This window comes from Streptomyces sp. AJS327 (assembly GCF_013450295.1).
In the GTDB taxonomy this organism is placed as follows: Bacteria; Actinomycetota; Actinomycetes; order Streptomycetales; family Streptomycetaceae; genus Streptomyces.
The window spans coordinates 2,157,843-2,175,264 of sequence record NZ_SKBR01000001.1 but is presented as its reverse complement, the minus strand read 5'-3'; the positions used below and the strand labels follow the sequence as shown (position 1 = coordinate 2,175,264).

At 75.4% G+C, this 17,422-nt stretch carries 9 protein-coding genes; 3 read left to right on the top strand and 6 right to left on the bottom strand.

All coding sequences use genetic code 11. The features are described from left to right. Positions 1-6 precede the first annotated feature (6 nt). The 6 genes from E0L36_RS08690 to E0L36_RS08665 form a co-directional block, all read right to left on the bottom strand. Positions 7-897: an SDR family oxidoreductase gene (locus E0L36_RS08690; RefSeq protein WP_180928234.1), complete on the bottom strand. Its 891-nt coding sequence runs from the start codon at positions 895-897 to the stop codon at positions 7-9. Next, complete coding sequence (locus E0L36_RS08685; RefSeq protein WP_180928233.1) at positions 894-1,319, bottom strand: ester cyclase; 426 nt, start codon at positions 1,317-1,319, stop codon at positions 894-896. Before E0L36_RS08685 ends, E0L36_RS08690 begins: the two co-directional genes overlap by 4 nt. A 274-nt stretch (positions 1,320-1,593) precedes the next feature. Continuing rightward, positions 1,594-4,131 (bottom strand): SDR family NAD(P)-dependent oxidoreductase, encoded by a 2,538-nt coding sequence (locus E0L36_RS08680; protein WP_180928232.1) that lies wholly within the window; start codon positions 4,129-4,131, stop codon positions 1,594-1,596. Positions 4,132-4,136: 5 nt separating this feature from the next. Further along, positions 4,137-10,430, bottom strand: coding sequence for an SDR family oxidoreductase (locus E0L36_RS08675; RefSeq protein ID WP_180928231.1), 6,294 nt, complete (start codon positions 10,428-10,430; stop codon positions 4,137-4,139). After that, positions 10,427-12,133: an acyltransferase domain-containing protein gene (locus E0L36_RS08670; protein ID WP_180928230.1), complete on the bottom strand. Its 1,707-nt coding sequence runs from the start codon at positions 12,131-12,133 to the stop codon at positions 10,427-10,429. Before E0L36_RS08670 ends, E0L36_RS08675 begins: the two co-directional genes overlap by 4 nt. Then, positions 12,130-13,545 carry an NAD(P)/FAD-dependent oxidoreductase gene (locus tag E0L36_RS08665; protein ID WP_180928229.1) on the bottom strand — a complete coding sequence of 472 codons (1,416 nt, stop codon included), beginning with the start codon at positions 13,543-13,545 and terminating at the stop codon, positions 12,130-12,132. Before E0L36_RS08665 ends, E0L36_RS08670 begins: the two co-directional genes overlap by 4 nt. A 750-nt stretch (positions 13,546-14,295) precedes the next feature. Between E0L36_RS08665 and E0L36_RS08660 the strand changes: the two genes are divergently transcribed. From E0L36_RS08660 to E0L36_RS08650, 3 genes are read left to right on the top strand one after another with little or no spacing between them, the layout of a single operon-like run. After that, the gene (locus E0L36_RS08660; RefSeq protein WP_180928228.1) at positions 14,296-15,246 is read left to right on the top strand and encodes an IclR family transcriptional regulator; all 951 of its coding nucleotides are present in this window, start codon (positions 14,296-14,298) and stop codon (positions 15,244-15,246) included. Between the two features lie 60 nt (positions 15,247-15,306). Then, positions 15,307-16,713: a dihydrolipoyl dehydrogenase gene (gene lpdA / locus E0L36_RS08655; protein ID WP_180928227.1), complete on the top strand. Its 1,407-nt coding sequence runs from the start codon at positions 15,307-15,309 to the stop codon at positions 16,711-16,713. An 11-nt stretch (positions 16,714-16,724) separates the two neighbouring features. Continuing rightward, the gene (locus E0L36_RS08650) at positions 16,725-17,288 is read left to right on the top strand and encodes an FABP family protein (protein ID WP_180928226.1); all 564 of its coding nucleotides are present in this window, start codon (positions 16,725-16,727) and stop codon (positions 17,286-17,288) included. Positions 17,289-17,422 lie beyond the last annotated feature (134 nt).

Here is a 17,422-nt window from a genome sequence, read left to right as displayed (position 1 = left end):
CTGTCCTCACCTCGGATCGTCTGGTCGCGGCACGGGGAACTGGCGGCGCACGAAGGCGTGGTCGAAGACGCCGTCGGGGGCCAGGCGGCGCAGGGCGAGCGTGCTGGAGGCGAGGAAGCCGACCGGATAGCGCGCCCGCGGCCGGCGGGCCCGCACCGCCCGTTCGACGACGGCCGCCACCCGCTCGGGTTCGATGGCGAAGGCGCCCGCCAGGCTGCGCCGGGAACGGTGGTAGATCGCGCCGTAGTACTCGGCGGCGCGTTCGTGGAACCCCCGGTAGGGCGAGTCCGCCCGGCCGGTGGGGAGTTGGTCCAGGAACCCCTGGCCCCAGGGGGTGCGCACCGGTCCCGGCGCGACGGCCACCACCCGCACGCCGAAGGCGGCGGTCTCCAGCCGCAGGGCGTCGCTGAGCGCCTCCACCGCGTGCTTGCTCGCGGCGTAGAGGCCGCCGCCGGGCACCGCGTACCGGCCGAAGATGGAGGAGACGTTGACGATCCGGCCGCCGCCGCGCCGCCGCATCCCGGGCAGGACGAGCTGGGTGAGCCGGACCAGCCCGAGCACGTTCGTCTCGAACTGCTCCCGCACCCGCTCCAGTTCGGTCTCCTCGACGGTTCCGGAGAGGCCGTAGCCCGCGTTGTTGACGAGGACGTCCACCCCGCCGTGCCGGGCGGTGGTGGCCTCGACGGCGGCCTCCGCCGAGGCCGCGTCGGTGACGTCCAGCGGGAGGGTGTCCATCCCGGCCCGCGCCGCCTCCTCCAGGGTCTCCGGCTTCCGGGCGGTCGCCACGACCCGCAGCCCGGCACGGTGCAGACGCGCGGCGGTGGCCCGGCCGATACCGGAGGAGCAGCCGGTGACGAGCGCGACGGCCGGGCGGGCGGCCGGCGGCGGGCCACTCATCCGAGGGCCCCGAGCTGTTTGGCGAGTTCGAGACCGTCCATCGAGAACCAGCTCTCGACGATCTTGCCGTTCTCGAACCAGTCGATGACGATGCCCCAGATCTCGAAGCTCCGTCCGGAGGCGGGGATGCCGTGGTAGTCGTCACCGGTGTGCGAGCCGCGCGCGGTGAAGCGCTGGACGACCTTGTCCCCCTCCTCGATCCAGTCCTCGACGACGACGTGCAGGTCGGGGAAGGAGGCGCGCTGGATGCGCACCCACTCCCGCAGGTGTTCGACGCCCTCGAAGCCCTCCGCGACGGTGCCGTGGCTGACGTGGTCGGGGACGGCCTTGGCGTGGACGGCGTCGAGGTTGCCCTTGTTGAGGCACTCCTCGTAGTAGTGCTCCAGGACCCGGCGGTTGGCGCTGACGGCTGAGGTGGTCATGGTGCTCCTTCGGGGTCGCGGTCCGGTCCGGTCGGTGCTCCGTGCGCTGGGTGTGTTCGGTACTCCGTGGGCTGGGAGGGCTGGTGGGCTCGGTGTCGCCCGGTGCGCGGTCGCTGGTCGGTCGGTGCCCGTCGGTGTTCGCCGGGAGCCGGGGGGTCGGCCGGTGCCCGTCGGTGTTCGCCGGGAGCCGGGGGGTCGGCCGGTCGGTTGCCGGTTAGCCGGTCGGTTAGTCGGCTGGCCGGTCGGGGTCGGGGCGGGTTCGCCCGGGGCGGGGTCAGCTGGGGGTGGGCGGCCCCTCCAGGACGGCCACCGGGGAGCCGTCGGTGGCGGTGATCCGCCAGACGCCCAGCGCGGGGTCCGCGCTGATCCGGGTCCGCTCCGGCTCGGGGCCGTGCAGCCGCAGGGCGTGCAGGACCAGCGGGTCGGGTGTGCTGGACAGTCCGGGCACCCGCCGGGTCACGGCGCGCACCACGTTCTCGATCGGCGCCAACGGCAGGGCCAGGGCGGGCGGTTGGGGCAGCGCCCACAGGTCCTCGGGATGGCAGCGACGCACCTCGGCCGCGGAGCGGCCGGGCCCGTCGGGCCGCCAGCCGGCCAGCGGGACGGCCAACCCGCGCCAGCGCAGCACCGGTTCGCCGGTCAGCAGCACCGGGCCGGACGCGGGGCGGGCGGCGGGCCGGGCGGGCGGCCCGGACGGGGCGGTGTGCGGCGCGGCGCCGAAGACGAGCCGGAAGCGGGCGACGGGCTCCTCCTCCTGGCCGCCCGCCCCGTCCTGACCACCTGCCCCCTCCGGGCCGCCCTCCACTCCCGGCGGGCCGTCGTGCTCCGGGGGGCCGCTCTCCTCCGGGGGGTGCGGGGCGGGGCGGAAGACGGCCTCCACGCTCCACCGCTCCCCCTCCGCCGCCGTCCCGTCGGGCCGCGCGGTACCCGGGCCGAGGCGCAGCGCGCGGTGGAGCCGCAGCCGCCCGTCGGGTCCGCAGCGCAGCAGCGACCACGGGACCGTCAGCTCCTCCACCGCCAGCAGGGCCGGTTCGCCGTCCGGCGGCAGCAGCCACTCGGCGGCCCGCGCCGCGCTCTCCAGCAGCAGCCCGACGGGCAGCGCGGGGGCGCCGCGCACGGTGAAGTCCCGCAGCACCGGGGCGCTGGCCGCGTCGAACTGGACGTGGCCGGAGAGCCGTTCACCCGGCGCGTAGGTCTCGGGGGTGCCGAGGTGGAAGACCCTGGGGTAGGTCTCCCGGTACCCGGGCAGGCTCGGCGGCATGGGGTAGCCGACGGCCTGCACCGGGTCCAGCGCGCGGCCCAGCGGCCCGACGAAGCTGACCTCCCCGGAGGTCCCGGCCAGCAGCTCGGCCCGCCAGTGCGCCAGCCCCTCCTCCACCGCGAGGGCCGCCATGTAGCGCAGGCTCGCCTCGTAGTTCGCGATCAGGCCGAGCCGCGCCCAGGTGGGCCAGGCCAGGACCTGTACGGGGAAGGTCACCCGCCGCTGGGCCCAGCGGCCCAGCCGGGCCAGGCAGTCGTTGGCGGCCGCGTAGTCGAACTGGCCGACCATGCCGCCCAGTCGGCCGGTCAGCGAGCCGACGGCGCAGAGCACCTTCAGCTCCCGGTCGCGGACCGCCTCCACCAGGTGGACGAAGGCGTCGACCTTGACGGAGACGACCTCCGCGATGTCGGCGTCGCTCTTGCGCGGCAGCCGCGCGGGCCGGTCGAGTCCGGCGTTGTGCACCACCGCCGTCAGTCCCGGGAGCCCCGCCACCAGCGCGCGGACGGCCTCCGGGTCGGTGACGTCGCAGGGCAGGTAGTCGACGCGCAGTCCCTCGGCGCGGGCCGAGCGGAGGTTGCCGACGACCTCCCACAGTCCCTCCGCGCGGACGATGTCGCGCCGGATGTCGGCCACCGGGCGGCCCGCGCGGTGCCCGGCCCACAGTTCGGCCCGGCGGGCGTCCAGCGCCTTCGGCGTCATCGCCTCCCAGCTCTCCTCCGGGGGGAGCGCGGTGCGTCCCGTCACCACGGCGCGCAGCCCGAACTCCCGGGTCAGCGCCCGGGCCAGGGCCATGCCGAGGCCGCGTCCGCCGCCGCTGACCAGCACCGTGTCGGCGGCCGTCCAGCGCACGGCGGGCGGCCCGGGCGGCGGGGTCTCGGGGGTGAGCGTCCAGCGCCGTCCGTCCCGGTGGCCGATCTCGGTGAGGCCGGTCCGCCCGGCCTCCTCCACGATCCGCTCCGGCAGGGCGGCGAGGTCGCCGAGCGAGGTGTCGAGGACCCGCGCCGCGCAGTTGGGCAGCTCCCGGTGGAGGGTCTTGGCGAGTCCGGCCCAGAGCCCGCCGAGGGGCTGGGCGAGGTCGTCGTCGGGGTGCTGGCCCATGCCCCCGCCGAGGTAGGTGACGGCGATATAGCCGACGCTGCCGGTGGCGGTCTCCGCGCTCCACCGCGCGTAGCAGTGCCGCAGCCAATCGACGGTGCGCGGCAGCGCCTCCCGCCACCTCCCGGCCGCCGCCGGGGTGAAGGGCTCCGCGAGGGTGAGGTCCACCAGCAGGGACGGGACGGGGCCACCGGCCTCCTCCCGCTCCCCGGCCACCTCGGCGCCCCGGGCGCGCAGCGCGTCCCGGACCCGCGCGGCCAGTGCGGGCGTCCCGCCGATGACGGCTGTCCGCCGCCCGGTCAGCGCCCGTTGGGCGCCTCCGGCCGGGGCGGGCGTCAGCCGCCACACCATCCGCCGCACCGGGCGGACACCGTCCCCGGGGCCGGGGTCCGGGGCGGGGCCCGGCCCCGGGTCCGCCGCGCGGGGCGGCCCGGCGGGGATGGCGGGCGTGCGCACGGCGGTCACCGGGCGGCCTGGGCGGTGGGCTCGACGGGGCGGATCTGACCGGTGGCGGTGTCGAACCGGCCGATCACGGTGGCGTCCACCCCCTTCAGCTGCGCGACCACCCGGCCGTCGGGCGCCACCGCCACGAAGCGGTTCTCCGGCCGCTGTCCGGCCTCCCGCTCCGGGAAGCCGGGGTGGGTGACGTACAGCTCCAACCCGCCGTGCGCGGCGAGCAGTTCGAGGTCGTTGGCCTGCTGGTAGAGGTCGACGCGGCGGATCGACAGCGGTGCCGCCACCGGCAGCGACCCCCCGTCCGGCTCCAGGACCCCCGTGCGGGCGAGGGCGTCCAGCAGGACCACCGGCATCAGGAACGACGCCCAGGGGCCGTCCGTCTCCGCCGCGAGCGGCGGCTGGAACCGGGCGCGCGCCCCGTGCGGGTTGTGGCGGGTGTCGGTGGTGGCGCGGAAGGGCCCGGTGAGCAGCACCGGTGCGGCCTCGGCGTGGTACGGGTCGGGTACCGGCCGCTCCCCCGCGCCGTCCCAGTCGCTCCAGACCGGGGCCTCCGGGAAGCGGGGCGCCAGCAGCACCCGGACGGTGAAGTGCGGCTGGTCGGCGCGGAGCAGGACCCCGGAGGGGGCGACCACGTCCTGGCTGACCCGTACCTCCACGGTGGTCAGGTCACCGACCCGGTCGGTCACCCGGGCCGTGATCCGCTTCGGGGTCCGGTGGGCGTCCGCGCGGACCTTGAGGAAGCGCAGGAAGCGCAGCTCCTCGAAGGCGACGACGCGGCCGCCGGGCACCAGTTCCAGCGCGGCCTCGGCCGCGATCTCGGTGACGAAGGTGCCCGGGAGCGTGGGTACTCCGCGCACCCGGTGGTGGTCCAGGTAGGCGTCGGTCCGCGGGTCGAAGAGGCAGGTGAAGCGGAGCGCGGGGTGCTCCCCCGCGTCCGGTTCGGGCTCCGGGCCGCCACGGAGGTAGAACCGCCCCCGGCCGCCGTCGCCCGCGCGGGACGTGGCGGGCTCCCCGGCCCGCGCCGGGCCGGAGGCCGGGGTGGGCACCTGTGTGGGGGCGTCGGAGGCCGTGGGCGGGTGGCCGCCGGGGCCGGGCTCGGGGTCGAGGAAGCCGGGGTAGAAGCGCTCCACCGTGGCCCGCTCGGCGCCGCCGAGGTGGACCAGTGACGGGACCCGGTCCCCGGTGTCCAGCTCCGCGAGGAAGTGCCGCACCCCCTCCTCGACCGGCATGTGGGAGTAGGAGCCCGCCTTCCGGTAGTAGTCGCGGACGAGCGCGGACGAGCCCATCCCCACCTCGTCCCAGAGGGTCCAGCCGATGGCGAACTCGGTCGCCCCCGCGTCCGCCCCGGCCGTGGCCCCGCGACCGGCGTACTCCGCCACCGTGGCGAGGTAGTCGTTGCCGGAGGCGTAGTCCGCCTCCCCGAGCTGCCCGAAGTAGCCCAGCAGCGAGCCGAAGTCGCACCAGAGGCGCGGGGGACGGCCCGCCAGCGCGCGGCTCAGGTTGCGGTGGGCGGCCAGCTTGAGGTCGCGGATCCGCCGGAACTCGGCGAGGTCCTTGTCGCGGATCAGCGCTGAGCGGTTCAGGCCCGGCGCGTTGACCAGCAGGTCGATCCGGCCGTGCGCGGCGGTCACCGTGTCGATGGCGGTCCGTACGGAGTCCTCGTCGCGGGCGTCGCAGGGCAGGTAGGACACCCGGTCCGGTCCGCTGTGCGCGGCCATCCGGGCGAGGTTCCGGCGGGCGGCGCGGGCGTCCACGATCCGGTCGAACCGCCTGTTGAGCTGGGCCACCGTGCCCTCGCCCGCCGCGACCCCGGCGGCGATGAACGCGGGGCGGCGGGCGGCGAACTCCTCGTCGCCGCCCTCGAAGTACTCCTCGGGCCAGTCATCGATCCGGTTGCTGCCCAGCGCGTGGATCCGGCAGCGGTGCCGTTCCGCGAGCGACACCAGCAGTTCGGCGGTGATACCACGCGCTCCGCCGAGCGCCACCACGACCGACTCCGGTCCCAGCGGCGGCCGTTGGGCCGGGTCGCCGCCGGGGCCAGCCGCCCTCGGGACGAGCGACGGCACCAGCCGCCGCCCGCCCGCGTGGCGCACGACGGGGAAGCGGCGCGGGGTGCTCCGCTCCCGCCCGGTCAGCGCGGCGGCAGCGGCGGGCGCGCGCTCCCCGGTGAGCAGCGCGAGGCAGTCGGCCTTCAGCTCCAGGCCGACGCACTTGGCGAGGCCGGTGAACAGTCCGGCGTGCGGATGCGCGCGCTCCCCCTCCAGCGCGCCGAGCAGCGCGAGGACCACCGAGGCGGAGGGGTCGTCCAGTTCGGCGTACCGCTGCTGGACGACGAGGAAGAGCAGGTCGTGCAGGGCGGTCAGCTCCGCGGCCTCCGCCGTCGGCGCGGTCGCCGGAGGGACGGCGGCGCTCAGGTCGGTCACGGCCACCAGGTGCCGCACCGGCCCCTGGACGGCGGCGAGCGCCCGCCGCACCGCCTCCGGCTCGGCCTGGACGTGGTGCCACCCGGGCCGCTCGCCGCTGAGCGGAGCCGTGCTCAGCACCGTCGTGCCGTGGGCCGCTCCGGCGAACTCGGCGGCCAGCGCGGGGCGGTCGGTCAGCAGGACGGCGCCGTCCGGGACGGCCGGTCCCACCGGGCCGGTGGGCTCGGTGGCGTCCGGGCGCAGCTCCGGGACGTACCGGCGGACGGTGTCCGAGGCCTCTCCCGCGCCGGGCGTAGCGGCCGCCGGGGAGGTGGGAGCGCCCACGCTCCCCGGCCCGTTGGCCGCGCCGGCGCCGTCCGCGCCGTCAGCGTCCTGGCCGCCGGGCGCGGGGAGCGGGGTGATGAGCAGGTCCGCGGCGGTTCCGGCGCCGCGCGGATGGCAGCTCAGCTCGACGGGGCCCACGGTCCCGTCCGGGGCGGCGATCCCCAGCAGCGCGCGGAGGATCTCCGGCCCGCCGGAGGCGCCGAGGTAGCGGCTGTACGCACCGGCCGGTCCGCAGTCGAGGCGCGCGGCGGACCGGCCGCCGGAGCCCTCCCGGCGCTCCGTCCCGTCCTCCCGCTCCGCCTCGTCGACGAGGGCCAGGACGGGCAGCCCGGCCTCCCGGGCCCGGCTCTCGGTGGTCAGGGCGAAGAGGAACGCGCCCTCGGCGGTGGGCGGCGGCCCCGCCGCGTCCGGCTCCCGGCCGAGGACACCGGTCAGCAGGTCGCCGTACTCCGGGAGGCTGTTGCCGTTGATGCCACCGGCGAGGACGAAGTCCAGCTCGCCGCTGCGCAGATAGCGCATCGCGGTGCCGAACGCCGAGAGCGTGGAGGCGAGTCCGGCGTCGACGGTGAGGTTCGGGCCGTGCAGGTCGAAGGTGTTGGCCACCCGCGCCGAGATGATGTTGGGCATGATGCCCGGGAAGGAGTCCTCGTTCGACGGCGGGATGGCGTCCCGTACCCGCTCCCTCAACCGCTCCAGCAGCCCTGGCAGTTCGGGGACGTGCGCGGTCTCGGGCCCGGTGCGCAGGGCGTGTTCGACGTCGTCGAGGTAGCAGCGGGCGGCGTAGCGCATGGCGGCCCTGGTGGGGCCCATGTTCCCGAGCACCACACCGGTGCGCGCGGCGTGCTCCCGCCAGAACTCGGGCAGTTGGTCGCGGAGCGCGTGGGCGCACTGGACGGCCATCAGCTGGCAGCGGTCGATGGCCCGTACGGTCGCCGGGGGCATCCGTACCTGCTGGAAGGGTGGCGCGGGGTAGGTCTCCCCCCAGCCCGGGTCCACCGCGAGGTCCCCGGCGAGCCACTCCCGTACCCGGGCGGGGCTCTCCGCGCCGGGCAGCCTGGCCGACCAGCCGACCAGGGCGATCCGCTCGGCGGGGGCGGGAGCGGGCCCGGCGGCGGGCCCGGCTGGCCGGTGCGCGGCCGCCCCCGGCTCGGTGACGAGCAGATGGGCGTTGGTGCCGCCGAAGCCGAACCCGGAGATGGCGGCGGTCCGGGGGCTGCCGTCGGCCCGGGGGGTCCAGGGGCGCGGCTCGGCGGTGATCTCCAGCCGGGTCGAGTCGAGGGCGAAGGCCTCGGGGGCGGAGCGGAAGCGGAACTGCCCCGGCACGGTCTCCTCACGCAGGCCGAGCAGGCACTCGGCGAGGGAGACCACCCCGGCCGCCCAACCGGTGTGGCCGATCAGCGACTTGTTGGAGGTGACCAGCGCGGGCCGTTCGGTCCCGTAGTGCTCGCGGAGGGTGGTGAACTCGGCGAGGTCCCCCACGGGCGTGCCGGTGGCGTGCGCGTTCACCCAGTCCACGGCGGTCCCGCCGGTGCCGCCGGGCGCGAGCGCGCGCCGCACCGCGAGGTCCTGGCCGGTGGAGCTGGGGGCGTAGATGGCCTTGCCCCGGCCGTCGGAGGAGGCGCCGAAGGCGGTCAGCACGCCCAGCACCCGGTCGCCGTCGGCCCGGGCGCGGCTGAGCCGTTTGAGGACGACGACCCCGGCGCCGTCGGCGAAGATGACGCCGTCGGCCTCGGCGTCCAGCGCGTGCACGGCCCCGCGCCGGGACAACCCCTTGAGCTTGGAGAACAGGACGGTGCCGCGGGGGGCCAGCGCGAAGGCGCCGCCGCAGACCGCGATGGACCGCGCCCCGCTGAGCAGGTCCTTCATGCCGAGGTCGATCGCGTACAGCGAGGAGGAGCAGGCGGTGTCGACCATCTGCACCCGGGTGTCCCCCGGCAGGATCCCGGCCATGGCCTCCTCTCCCACCTGGTGCGGCAGGAAGCGCGGTGTCCCGGCCCCCCGGTGGTAGCGGCGGGAGAGCACCCGCCCGACGGCGGCGCGCAGCTCCGGGTCGGCGGTGGCCTCGGCCATCAGGTGCCGCACGGAGGCGAGGATCCCGGCCTCCTCCAGGTGCTGGCTGCCGTCGGCGGTGTAGCCGACGTGGAAGGAGAACCGGTCGCGCTCCGTCCGCCGGACGCCGTCCAGCGCCTGGACGAGCGAGTGGCGCAGCCAGAGCGTGGTCAGCTCCGCCTCGTCCGGCTCGGTGGACAGCCCCTCCAGGGCGGCTGGTTCGGGGCGGAAGTCGGTGATGAAGACACAGGTGTCCTGGTAGGACTTGTCCTCCTCGGCGTGGTCGGGCGAGGAGAAGCGCGCCCGGTCCCAGCGGTCCGGCGGCACCTCGGTGAACAGCTCCCGCCCGGTGGTGCGCAGCGCCCAGAACTCCTCCGGGTCGCTGGCGCCGCTGACGGCCAGCCCCATCCCGACGACGGCGATCTCCTCGCCGCCGGTACCGTCCCCCACCGCCCCGGTGGCGGCCGCCGCGCTCCCGGCACGGGGTTCGGCGACGGCGGCACCGGGTTCGGTGGTGGCGCGCACCCCGGTGACCGCCGGTTCCGGCGCCGGGGGCCGGGACGGGCTCGCCGACGGTTCCGTTCCGGCGGGGCTCGCGGACGGCTCCGGCGCCGGGGGCGCGGGCTCCGCGCCGGGGGCCACGGCCGCCGGGGGCGGGGCGGGGACCGGGTCGGCGGCGGGGTCCTCGGCGCCCGGGGAGAGCAGGGGGGCGCCGAGGCTGAGACCGCCGTCCGCGAGTACCAGCTGACCGGTGATCCAGCTGGCGCTATCGGAGGCGAGGAAGGCCACCACCTCCGCGAACTCCTCGGGCGTGCCCAGCCGTTGGCCCAGCGGCGTGGCGTCGGCGATGGCCCGCCGCATGGCTCCGGCGCGGGGGAAGGCGTCCGCGACGGGGCTGGTCAGCATCGCGGCGGAGGCGGTGTTGACGCGGATGTCGCGCGGTGCCAGCTCCACCGCCAGGTAGCGGGTCGCCGCCTCCGCGGCGGCCTTGGCGGGGGCGCAGGCCAGGTAGTTGGCCATTACCAACTGCGAGCCGCCCAGCGCGGAGACGGTGACGATCGACCCGCCGCCGTGCCGCTCCATCAGCGGCGCGGCGGCCCGGGCGCAGCGCAGTCCGCCCTTCAGGTTGGTCTCCAGCGCCCGGTCGAGGTGGGCGTCGGTAACCTCGTCCACGGGTAACAGGGCGCCGTCGGCGGCGTTGTTGACGAGGACGTCCAGACGGCCCACCCGGCGCTCGATCTCCGCGAACATCCTGGTGACCTGCTCCGGCCTGGCGACCGAGGCGCGCAGCAGGTCGGCGCGGGCGCCACGGGCGCGCAGGTCCCGCAGGGTCTCCTTGGCCTCCTCGTGCGAGTGGAAGTAGTTGACGAGGACGTACGCGCCGCGCTCCGCGAGCGCGGTGGCGATCGCCCTGCCGATGTTCCGGGCGCCGCCGGTGACCAGCGCCACCCGGCCGCTGAGGTCCCCGCGGGCGCCCCCGCCGCGCGGGGGCGTGGGCGTCATGCGGGGACCCCCTCGACCTGGTGCAGCCCCTCCTCGATCAGCTCGGCGACCTTGCCGAGGGTGTCGTGGTCGGCGAGCTGGAAGCCGGGGTCCCGGGTGGGCAGTCCGTACAACTCGGTGGCACGGCCCAGCAGTTCGACCTGTTTGACGGAGTCGACCCCCAGCTCGGCCTCCAGCAGGGCGTCGTCGGTCAAGACCTCCTCCGGGTACTCCAGGGCCCGCGCGTAGAGGGTCCGGACGGCCGTGAGGATCTCCTGCCGTCCCGGCGGCGCGCCGCCCGCCGCGTGCTCCCGCGGGCCGGAGGGCCGCGCCCCGGCGCCGGGCGCGGGGTCCGCTCCCCCGGTCGACGCGGGGGCCGGGTCGTGCGCGGGGGCCGGACCCGGCGCGGGCGGTTCACCGGTCGGCGCGGCGGTGGGCGCGGCGGTGGGCGGCGGCTCGGCTCCGGGCGGCGGGCCGAACGAGGGCGCGGCGCCCGGCGGTTCGGCCAGGGCGGTCGCGGCGCGCGGCGCGGTGGCGGCCGCGGCCTCGGGTGCCGTGGGACCAGCGCCGCCGCGCGCGCCGAGGAAGGCGCTGGCCCGCTCGCTCACCAGCGTCAGCACCTCGTGCCCGGCGGCCGCCCAGAAGTCCGCGAACTCCCGCTCCGAGAGCGCCGGTCCCAGCAGCGCCCGCAGGTCACCCCCGTCCGGCGCGGCGGCCAGCCCACGGTCCCGGAGCGCGCCGAGCGTCGGCTCCAGCGCGTCCGCGCCGTCCCGCCCGGAGGCCAGGGTGGCCAGGACGGTGTGGTCCGCCCGGTCCCCGCCCGACAGGGCCTTCCCGGCCGCCGGGGCCAGGGTGGCCCGACCGCCGGTCTCGACGAAGACCCGCGCGCCCTCCCCGTACAGCGTGCGCAGCGCGGCGGCGAACCGCACGGGGCGGGTGAAGTGCTCGGCAAGCGGCGCCGCGAGCGGCTCCTCCGCTCCGTAGAAGCGCCCCAGGATGGGCGAGTAGACGGGCACGGCCGAGGGGTGCCGGGGGAAGCCGCCGACGAAGTCCGCGAAGCGGCGGGCCGCCCGGGCCAGCGAGGGGTGGTGGAAGGCGAAGGGCGAGTCGAGCGGGACGACGGCGGTGTGCAGCAGCTCGCCGAGGGCCCGCACCCGGCCGATGGCCGTCCGGGATCCGCTCAGCACCGTCTGTCCCTCGTGGTTCTCGGCGGCCACCGCCGGCGGTTCGTCCTCCAGCAGGGCGGCCATGTGGGCGGCGCGGGAGGCGGAGGCGCCGACGGCCACCATCGAGCCGCCCTCGCAGTTGCCCTCGGCGGCGAGTTCGGTCCGCCGCGCCACGACGCGCGCGCCGTCCTCCACGGTGTACGCGCCCGCCGCGACCAGCGCGGTGATCTCGCCCAGGCTGTGCCCGACGAGTACGGCGGGCCGCACCCCGTTCGCGGTCAGCCGCTGGTGGGCGGCCAGCCCCGCGCTGTACACGGCCAGTTGGGAGACCCAGGGGGCGTCGTCGAGGAGCTGGCGCAGCTCGGCCGGTTCCCCTCCGGGGAAGAGCGCGCCGGACAGGGGGCGGCCGAAGAGTTCGCCGGTCACCGCGTCGACGCGGGCGAGCAGCGCCCGGACCTCCGGGTGACGCTGGTGGACGCGGTGCAGGGCGGCGCCGTCGTAGCCCCCCTGGCCGGGGAAGAGCAGTACCGGACCCGTGGCGTGCGCGGTCGTGGTCATCGCGGCGTTCCTTCCATACGGCGGGTACGGGGCGGTGCGGCCTGCGGCCTCCGGCTGCGCAGCAGCAGCTGGCCCATCGGTCCCAGGCCGCGCGCGAGCAGCCGGTCGGCGAGCGCCGCCGGGGCGGCGGCGAGGGGGCTGGGCGGGCCGTGCAGGAGCAGGCGCAGCAGGCGGATCCGCGGCGGCAGTCCGGCGTCGTCGTCCAGGTAGTCGAAGAGGTCCCGGAATCCGGCGCGGGTGTAGAAACGGGCGGGCGGCAGGGCGGTCGCGAACAGGCCGATCATGTCCCGCGCGTGCCGGGGGCTGCGGCTCATCGCCCCGATCAGCGCGCGCTCCTCGGGGGAGTGCTCCGCGACGCGCGCGTAGTCCCGGGTGTAGTCGTAGTGGTCGGTCATCAGCAGGTCGCGCTCCCGCGCGTACCGGGCCAGCGTCCGGTCCATCGACTCCTGCCCGGCGAGGGCGGAGTGCGCGGCCTCCGCCAGGAGTTCCGCGCCGAGCAGCCCGTAGGTGATGCCGGAGGCGGTGATGGGGTCGCGGGTGGCGCCGGCGTCGCCGGTGAGCGCCCAGCCCGGTCCGTGGGGCACGCGCAGGAAGTTGGGCACCGCGCCGGTCAGCCAGCGGTCGGCGCGGCGGGTGGCGCGCAGCCGTTCGGCGAACTCCGGGTCGGCCCGCTCGAAGGCGTCGAGCACGGTACGGTCGGTCTCCTCGGCCGAGGTCCGGGCCGGGAAGCGGTCGGCGGGCCAGGCGGTGCCGACGATGGTGAGGCCGTCGTGGGTGGGCCAGGTGAAGGGGTGGCGGCGGCCGTCGCGGTAGGTGCGCACCAGCCCCTCGTGCGGCAGCCCCTCCCAGTACGTCCAGGAACTCTTGCTCAGCACCGGCTCGTCCCGGTAGGCGCGGGCGCCGGCCAGCCGGGCCACCGTGGAGTTCTTGCCGTCCGCGCCGACGACCAGGGCCGCCCGTTCGGTGAAGCGCCCGGCGCCCTTCGCGACGCCGGTGACGCCGGTGACCGTGCCGTCCGCGTCGCGCCGCAGCTCCTGTACGGAGACGCCCTCGCGCAGCTCCGCCCCGGCCTCCACCGCACACCGGACCAGGGCCTCGTCGAGGGTGAGGCGGGGTGGCGACAGGGCGTACCCCACCCCCTCCACCTCGGGCAGTGGGGCTTCGAGACGGACCGGTCCGGTCTGGAGGCGGTAGCGGGTGATGGGTGGGCCGGTGCGCTCGGCGAGCCGGTCCAGGACGCCCCAGGCGCTCAGCCGCTGGACGCCCGGTGGGTGGATGAGGTTGGTGGACGAGGAGGTGGGGCTGGGGAACGAGGCCCGGTCGAGCAGCAGGACCCGGTGTCCGCGCCGGGCCAGCAGCAGCGCCGTCGCGGCCCCGGACACCCGAGCGCCCACAACAATGACGTCGTACATTCACGCCCCCGATGTCAGGGCCCGTTCGGGCCGGATCACGGGGCGGTCCGGGCACCCGCACGGTGTCCCATTCCCGCTCCCACGCATCTTCGGAGCTTGGCGCCCGACCTCCGTAATTCCCCTCCCAGGGAATGCCAAATTCCAGCCGGAAGACGTGCGACTATCAACTTCTCCGGAACATTAGCAACACCGGTCAGTGCGGGGTCAACCGTTGGGCGAGCAGAGGTCCGCCGGTTTCTCATGCGCCGAGAAATAGCGTGTCAGCTCCCCGGAGAGGAACGTGATGGGGAATTCTCACTAGCCAAGAAAACGCAGAACAGGGGACCCGCCGGAGCGCTCCGGGCAAACCAGCGGGCACCGCGCCCCGGAACGAGACCTGCGTCACACCGGACCCCAGGAAGCACAAGCGGAGCGATCAACTCCCCGATGTATGCCCCTTTTTGACCATCTATGCAGCGGTTGGCTCCGTAGCACCGGAACGAGACCTCCCGAAGAGGATCCGACGCGCTAACTACCCGGCGGTACACACACACCCTCCCGTTCCGGCAATTTCACGCTGGCAATTTGACGTACAACTCCATCGTTTCGGCCAGGCTGGCAAGAAACCGGTTGACGCGCCTGTTTCGGCCGCATAGCCTAAATCCACAGTGAAAGCTGTTGCGATTGGCGCGAACGGGGGATTCATATCAGGGTCACGGCTGCACACTCCCATCGCTTTCCATGCCCGTACCGGGCACTGGGGTGTACGCGGTGCGCAACACACGAACCCCTGGGCGCGGCCTCACGGGAAAGGATGTCGCCATCGCTCCGCAGCCGCCGGCAGGCAACCGCGTCATACGGACAGGCACCAATCACGCCGAACGCGTCTTCCGCGTCCAGCAGGCCTTCACACGGCTGGGCGGCGCGTCACACTCACTGGCCGAACTGGCGCGGGAGTCGCGCCTGGACGACTCGACGGTGCACCGGATACTCCAGTCCGGCGTCGAGCACGGGACCATCGTCCGCGTGGGCCGGGGCAGATACCGCCTCGGGCCGCCCGCCGCGCGGCTCGCCGCCCAGAGCCTCTTCCACGTACCGGGCAGCGACTGCACCACCGTCCCGCTCCGGCGACTGCGCCAGGCCGCCACCCCCGGACTCGCCTTCTTCTACGGTCTGACGTTCTTCGGGGGCGCCCGCCGCGAGTGCATCGACATGGCCGTCGGCGACTCCGACCTGACCGAACTCGGCATCAGCCCGCGGCAGGTCGTGGCCGCCAACCGCTGTCTGCGACTCAGCACCCCGGGGCGGGTCATGCTGGCCCACCTCCCCCGAGTGCACCGGGAGCAGATCCTCTCCGGCCCCCCGCCCGTCGGCGGCGGCCCGGGCGTCTACCGCGACGCCGACCGATTACGCGCCTCGCTCGCCCACATCCGGGAACACGGATTCGCCATCGGACGAGAGGAGTGCACCCGTGGCTGGAACACCTTCGCCACTCCCGTCAGCTGGGGGGACGTCGTGGTCGGCGCCGTCGCCCTGCTCATCCCCGCGCACGCGCCGCACGCGCCCGAGGAGCGGCTGGTGGCCGCCGTGCGGCGGGCGGGCGCCGAGATCGGGACCAGAATGGGCCAGTGGCAGGGCTCCCCCACCGTGGTCCGGCACGAGACCTCCGGGGCGGCCGCCGCCGAGAGTGCAAGGAAGATCACACAGCTGACGAAGCGGTGAACCACTCCCCGGCGGCAGGGAAGAATCGGCCCGGAAAGCCGATCGAAGAAGGCAGAGGTCATGATGAAGCACTTCGATGTCGTCGTCCTGGGAGCGGGCCCGGGTGGCTACACGAGCGCGGTTCGCTGTGCGCAACTCGGGCTGAGCGTCGCGGTGGTGGAGGAGAGGTACTGGGGCGGCGTCTGCCTCAACGTCGGCTGTATCCCCTCCAAGGCGCTGCTGCGCAACGCGGAGCTGGCGCACCTCGTGACGACGCAGGCCAGCACCTTCGGCATCCAGTCGCAGGGCCCGGTCACCTTCGACTTCGGCGCCGCGTTCCAGCGCAGCCGCAAGGTCGCGGACGGGCGGGTCTCCGGCGTCCACTACCTGATGCGCAAGAACGGCATCACCGAGTACGACGGGCGGGGCACCTTCACCGACCCGCACACCCTCCAGGTCGCCCTGAGCGACGGCGGCGCGGAGACGCTCACCTTCGGCCACTGCGTGGTCGCCACCGGCGCCACCACCCGGCTGCTGCCCGGCACCCAGCTCAGCGACCGCGTGGTCACCTACGAGGAGCAGATCCTCACCGAGGAGCTGCCGGAGAGCATCGTCATCGCGGGCGCGGGGGCCATCGGCGTCGAGTTCGCGTACGTCCTGCACAACTACGGGGTCAAGGTGACCCTGGTGGAGTTCGCCGACCGGATCGTCCCGCTGGAGGACGCCGACGTCTCCAAGGAACTCGCCAAGAACTACCGCAAGTTGGGCATCGAGGTGCTCACCTCGACCCGCGTCGACGCGATCGACGACTCCGACCCCTCCGCCCCGGTGCGCGTGACGGTCACCAAGGACGGCGCCCAGCGGACCCTGGAGACCGCGAAGGTCCTCCAGGCCATCGGCTTCGCCCCGCGCGTGACGGGCTACGGGCTGGAGGCCGCCGGGGTGGGGCTCACCGACCGCGGCGCGATCGCCATCGACGAGCGCGGGCGCACCAGCGTCCCGCACATCTACGCCATCGGCGACGTGACGGCCAAGCTGATGCTCGCGCACGCCGCCGAGACCATGGGGATCGTCGCCGCCGAGACCATCGCCGGGGCCGAGACGATGGAGATCGACTTCCTGATGGTGCCGCGCGCCACCTACTGCCAGCCGCAGATCGCCAGCTTCGGCCACACCGAGGAGCAGGCGCGCGCCGCGGGCTTCGACGTGGAGGTGGCCAAGTTCCCCTTCATGGCCAACGGAAAGGCCCACGGCCTGGGCGAGCCCGGCGGCTTCGTCAAGGTCGTCAGCGACAAGCGCTACGGCGAGATCCTCGGCGCGCACCTCATCGGCCCCGAGGTCACCGAACTGCTGCCGGAACTCACCCTGGCGCAGCAGTGGGACCTCACCGTCCACGAGGTCGCCCGCAACATCCACGCCCACCCCACGCTGGGCGAGGCGGTCAAGGAGGCCGTGCACGGCCTCGCCGGGCACATGATCAACATGTGAAGGAGCACACGGTGACGACTCCCTTCCCCGACGCCCACTCCCCCTCCGAGAGCGTGGCCCTCCATCCCTGGCTGCTTCCCGTGCGGCCGTTCCTGGGGGTCTGGCGCGGCCGGGGCGAGGGCCGTTACCCCACCCTGTCAGAGGGCTTCGCCTTCGCCTGGGAGCTGAGCCTCTCGCACGACGGACGGCCCTTCCTCCACTACACCTCGCGGGCCTGGCTCCTCGACGGGAACGGTGGCGCGCTGCGCCCCTCGGGGCGGGAGAGCGGCTGGCTGCGGGTCGGCCCGGACGGCTACCTGGAGGCGCTGCTCAACCACCCCACCGGGATCTCCGAGATCTACACCGGGCGGGTCACGGCCGGGGAGGGCGACGAGGGCGCGGGAGCCGTCATCGAGATGAGCAGCCAGGAGGTGGCCCGCACCCCGCTGGCCAAGGAGGTCACCGCGGGCCGCCGCCGCTACGCCCACTCCGGGGACGGCCTCTCCTACGCGTACGACATGGCGGCCATGGGGCAGCCGTTGAGCCCGCACCTCACCGCCGAGCTGACCCGGGTGCCGGACGCGACGGACGGCTGAGCGGGGCGGGCCACCACTGCCCGCCCCGCTTGGCCCGGTTGCCCCTTCGGTCGCGCAGGTCTGCGCGATCGGCTCCGCCGCGAGGGCCCCACGGCCGCCGGGGTGCCGCCTAGCCTGGGGCGGGGCGCCGAACG